Here is a 4576-nt window from a genome sequence, read left to right on the forward strand (position 1 = left end):
TGTAAGGCCTTTGAATAAGACAAAAGGCTGCCTCATCGCTAACTTTGCAACAGTGCCCGAGCCCCTGCAGGCAGGAGAGCGCGGTCAGATAGTGGCTGTGCAAGTGGACGATCGCCTTGCAGGCCGGGTTGTGCAAATAGACCGCCCGGTGAAAAGTGACCTCTTTCGACGGTTTGTCGCCGGAGATCCATTCCCCTTGCAGCGTCACCACCGACAACCGCTGAGCCTGCAGTTCGCCGAGGCAGGCGCCGGTCGGCGTCGCCAGCAGGTTGCCGTCCGGCAGCAGCAGCGACAGATTGCCAGCGGAGCCGGTGGCATAGCCGCGGCTAAACAACGAGGCGCCAATCTGCACCATTTCCTCTCGCAGTTGTTGCTCAGTCATGACGAAACTCCTGCTGGGCACGGGCAAAGAACTGGATATCGCCGAAGTTACCTGACTTCAGCGCCAGGGAGAGCGGCTGGCGGGTGTCACGCACCCAGGGCACGCCAGGGGAGATGGTCGGCCCAATATGGAACGCCTCAACCCCCAGGGTCTGCGCCACAATGCTCGACGTTTCCCCTCCGGCCACAATAAAGCGGGTAAATCCGTTCGCCTTCAGGGCGGCGGCAAGAGCGGCAAACAGCTGTTCCACCCGTTCGCTGCTGGCCTTGTCGCCATACTGCGCCTGGATCCGCTGCAGCGTTTGCGGCTCGGTGGTGGCATAGATCATCGGCGCCAGCGGCGCATCGCGCTGCGCGTCCACCCAGTCAGTCAGCGTCCTGACGTAGCTCTCCAGATCGGTAAAGCAGGCGCTTAAGTCGACGGCGCGGGCGGGGGCCTGTTGACGATAGGCCGCCACCTGGCTGTTGGTCATCACCGAGCAGGAGCCCGAGAGCACCACCGCCGGACCGGCCAGCGGCATGCCGGCCTGAGCGCTTTCCCCCCTGGCGCCATGGCGCTGCGCCCAGTCGCGGGCGAGGCCGATGGCGAGGCCGGAACCGCCGGAGACCAGCTTCATCTCCCGCAGCGCCACGCCCTGGGTGAGCAGATCCTGTTCGCTGAGGGCGTCGAGCACCACATAGCGCACCGCCGGATCGTTGACTGCCGCCAGCGCGGCGGCGACCGGGCGACAATCGGCCAGGCAATCAGCGCGGCTTTTCCGCGCCCTTGGCGCTCAATTAAGCGGCCCAGGTGCGCATCCTCCATCGGCGTCACCGGATGGTGGCGCATCCCGGACTCATTCAGCAGTTGCTCGCCGACGAACAGATATCCCTGATAGACCGTGCGGCCGTTAACCGGCAGCGCCGGGGAAATCACCGTCCGCGTCTCACCCAGCTCGGCCAGCAGGGCATCCAGCACCGGGCCAATGTTGCCCTGCGCGGTGCTGTCGAAAGTGGAACAGTACTTGAAATAAAACTGCTGACAGCCCTGGGCCTGCAGCCAGCGCAGGGCCGCCAGCGACTGGCTGACGGCCATTTCCGCCGGGCAGGAGCGGGTTTTCAGGCTGATGACCACCGCCTCGCTGGTCAGCGGAATATCGCGGGTCGGCACGCCATTCAGTTGCACCGTCGGCATGCCGTTGCGCACGAGGAAGCTGGCAATATCCGTGGCGCCGGTGAAGTCATCGGCAATGACACCAAGCTGCATGTTGTCTCTCCTCACTGTTTATGGCCCGGCAGGGTGATGCCGTTGAAAATCTTGATCACCGCGCTGTCATCTTCCCGACCGAATCCGGCATTACTGGCGGAGGTGAACATATTCAGCGCGGTGGTAGCGAGCGGCAGCGGGAAGGTCAGCGCCCGGGCAGTGTCATTCACCAGCCCGAGATCTTTGACAAAAATATCGACAGCGGATTTTGGCGAGTAATCGCCATCCAGGACGTGCTGCATGCGATTCTCAAACATCCAGGAATTACCCGCCGCGTGGGTGACCACGTCATACATCGTCTCCAGTGGGATCCCGGCGCGGGCGGCAAGCGCCATCGCTTCGGCGGCAACGGCGATGTGCACCCCGGCCAGCAGCTGATGGATAATTTTTACCGTCGAGCCAAGACCAATGTCGCTCCCGATGCGGTAGACTTTGCCGGCCACGGCGTCCAGCACCGGCGCGAGTCGGGCAAAGGCGGCATCGCTCCCGGAGGCCATCACCGTCATGTCGCCGGCGGCCGCTTTCACGGCGCCGCCCGATACCGGCGCGTCGAGCATCAATAGCTGGTACTCCGCCAGCGCCTCGGCAATGGCCTGAGCATCGGCGGAGGCGATGGTGGACGACACCATCACGACGGTGCCCGGCTTCAGATGGGCGGCGAGGCCGCTCTCGCCGAACAGGATCCCCCGCACCTGGGCGGCATTGACCACCAGCAGCACAACTGCATCCAGTTCCGCGGCGAACGGCACCGCGCTGGGGCCCGCGCCTTTGGCGCCCGCCGCCAGCAGTGCGCGACAGTTGTCGGGATTGATGTCAACGCCCCAGGTGTTCAGGCCCGCCTGCAGGCAGGCGCGGGCGGCGCCCATGCCCATTGAACCCAGTCCAATCACGCAGACGTTAGTGTGTGCAGCCATGCTGGTCTCCTTGTGAACATTAGTTAATTAATGTGATTTAATGATAGAATAAAGCGTTATCATGTGAATTTATGTGAGAGTTATCACGAATAACCCACATGAATATAAAAAATTCACAGGCGGAAAGAGGCTGCACAGCGGCGATTCTTGCCCTAAAATAGCGTAAAAAACAGCGGCAAAGCGCGATAACAACACCGGGTGTCGCCAGGGCCGTAGCCTGGGTGGTGACGCCTGGTGTGAAAAAATGGTAAGGGGAGAGCGGTGATTCCAATAGAACGACATCAGCGTATTTTAGCCCTGGTGGAGCAGCGTGGGGCGGTAAGCATTAACGAGCTGACGGAGATCCTCGGCGTGTCCCATATGACCATCCGTCGGGACGTCAGTAAACTGGAGGAGCAGGGGCTGCTGGTCAGCGTCTCGGGCGGCGTACGCGCCGTCAGCCGGCTGGCCGCGGAACCCAGTCATCTGGTGAAAAGCACGCTGCAGAGTGAGGAGAAACAGGCGATCGGCGCGCTGGCGGCGAGTCATATCGCTAAAAACAGTTGCATCTATCTGGATGCCGGGACTACCACCCTGGCGCTGGCGCGGGCGATCCTCGACCGGAACGATCTCCAGGTGGTCACCAATGATTTTGAGATAACCCAGCTGCTGATCGATGCCAGCCAGTGCGGCGTGATCCACACCGGCGGCACTCTGTGCCGGGAGAACCGCTCCTGCGTGGGCGAATCGGCGGCGCGTACGTTACGCCACCTGGCTATCGATACGGCCTTTATCTCCGCCAGCGGCTGGGACAGTCGCGGGATATTCACCCCTGATGAGAACAAGGTTACCGTCAAGGAGACCGTCAGCCAGGTCAGCGCGAGAAGCATCCTGCTGTGCGACAGTTCGAAATACAATCAGGTGGCCACGTTTATGGCGTTACCTTTGACCCGGTTCACCACCATCATTACCGACCGGCATCTTTCCGATGCCGCCGCCAGTCATATCGCCCGGCACGCCTGCGAGGTGCTGCGGGCCGGATAACGCGCGCGGCCACCGCCGGCTTAGCGTTGCCAGTGCTCGATCAGCGCCGCGCCGATCCCGGCGATTTGCTGATTTCGCTCGGCCATGCTCGCCGGCGTATCCCGCAGATAAATCACCACAATGCGCTCTGCTTTGTTATTCGGGCCAAGCAGGGCGACAATCCCGCGCGCACCCCGCTTGCTAGCTCCGGTCTTATCGGCGATAAACCAGCCCGCCGGCAGCACGGAGCGGATCAACGGTCCGGCGACCCGATCGTCCACCATCCACTGCAGCAGCTGCCGTTGCGAACGGGCGCTCAGACGCTGGCTGGTCAGCAGCTTGCGCAGGGTCGCGGCCATGCTGGCCGGGGTAGTGGTGTCGCGGGCGTCGCCGGGAAGCGCCTCATTCAGTTCCGTTTCCCAGCGGTCAAGGCGGGTGACGTTGTCGCCGATCTGGCGCAAAAAGGCAGTCAATCCTGCGGGGCCGCCGACGGTGGCCAGCAGCAGATTGGCGGCGCTGTTATCGCTCATGGTAATGGCGGCGGCGCAGAGTTCGCCGACCGTCATGCCGTCGGCAAGGTGTTTTTCGCTGACCGGCGAGTAGTCCACCAGATCCTGCTGGCGATAGTGGATCTTTCGCTCCAGCTGTTCGTCACCGGCATCCACCCGCGCCAGCACTGCGCCGCAGAGCACTACTTTAAAGGTGCTCATCATGGGAAAGCGTTCATCGGCGCGCCAGGCGGTCAGCGTGCGGCCGCTGGCCAGATCCATTTCTATCATGCCTACGCGGCCCGACAGCTGGCTTTCGCTTTGTTTAATTTGCTCAAGCGGCTGCGGGCTGGCGTGTACCGCCAGCGGCAGGGTGGCTAACAGGGAGATAATACACAGGCGAATATAACGCATAACCACAATACATCCTTGAGTGAAGGCCGATAAAGGCGAGTAAAGAAGCGACAAATAAGAATAACCCGGCGTTGGCACTGTTGCAAATAGTCGGTGGTGATAAACTTATCATCCCCTTTTGCTGATGGAGC

The 4576-nt window shown here is 61.9% G+C and carries 4 protein-coding genes and 1 pseudogene; 1 reads left to right on the forward strand and 4 read right to left on the reverse strand.

From position 1 onward, the window contains the following. The 3 genes and pseudogenes from ACOT0L_RS23655 to ltnD form a co-directional block, all read right to left on the reverse strand. A partial coding sequence (locus ACOT0L_RS23655) for a class II aldolase/adducin family protein (protein ID WP_080337417.1) occupies positions 1-382 on the reverse strand: 382 nt, incomplete at its 3' end. Further along, positions 375-1627 (reverse strand): annotated as a pseudogene (gene otnK / locus ACOT0L_RS23660) (3-oxo-tetronate kinase). The pseudogene otnK and the gene ACOT0L_RS23655, both read right to left, overlap by 8 nt. Positions 1628-1638: 11 nt before the next feature. After that, positions 1639-2541, reverse strand: coding sequence for an L-threonate dehydrogenase (ltnD, locus tag ACOT0L_RS23665; protein ID WP_002903955.1), 903 nt, complete (start codon positions 2539-2541; stop codon positions 1639-1641). Between the two features lie 261 nt (positions 2542-2802). Between ltnD and ACOT0L_RS23670 the strand changes: the two genes are divergently transcribed. Next, on the forward strand, positions 2803-3564 hold the full coding sequence (locus ACOT0L_RS23670) for a DeoR/GlpR family DNA-binding transcription regulator (protein ID WP_002210513.1): 762 nt from the start codon (positions 2803-2805) through the stop codon (positions 3562-3564). Positions 3565-3584: 20 nt separating this feature from the next. Here the strand turns inward: ACOT0L_RS23670 and ACOT0L_RS23675 are convergent, their stop codons facing one another. After that, the gene (locus ACOT0L_RS23675; protein ID WP_002904004.1) at positions 3585-4445 is read right to left on the reverse strand and encodes an extended-spectrum class A beta-lactamase SHV-12; all 861 of its coding nucleotides are present in this window, start codon (positions 4443-4445) and stop codon (positions 3585-3587) included. Positions 4446-4576 lie beyond the last annotated feature (131 nt).

It is taken from the genome of Enterobacter cloacae complex sp. XAL002, from assembly GCF_049236805.1.
Taxonomy (GTDB): Bacteria; Pseudomonadota; Gammaproteobacteria; order Enterobacterales; family Enterobacteriaceae; genus Enterobacter; species Enterobacter intestinihominis.

Bases quoted from the DNA above. Each gene is read 5' to 3' on its own strand.
- ltnD (WP_002903955.1), bottom strand. From the start codon at position 2,541: ATGGCTGCACACACTAACGTCTGCGTGATTGGACTGGGTTCAATGGGC.
- ACOT0L_RS23675 (WP_002904004.1), bottom strand. From the start codon at position 4,445: ATGCGTTATATTCGCCTGTGTATTATCTCCCTGTTAGCCACCCTGCCG.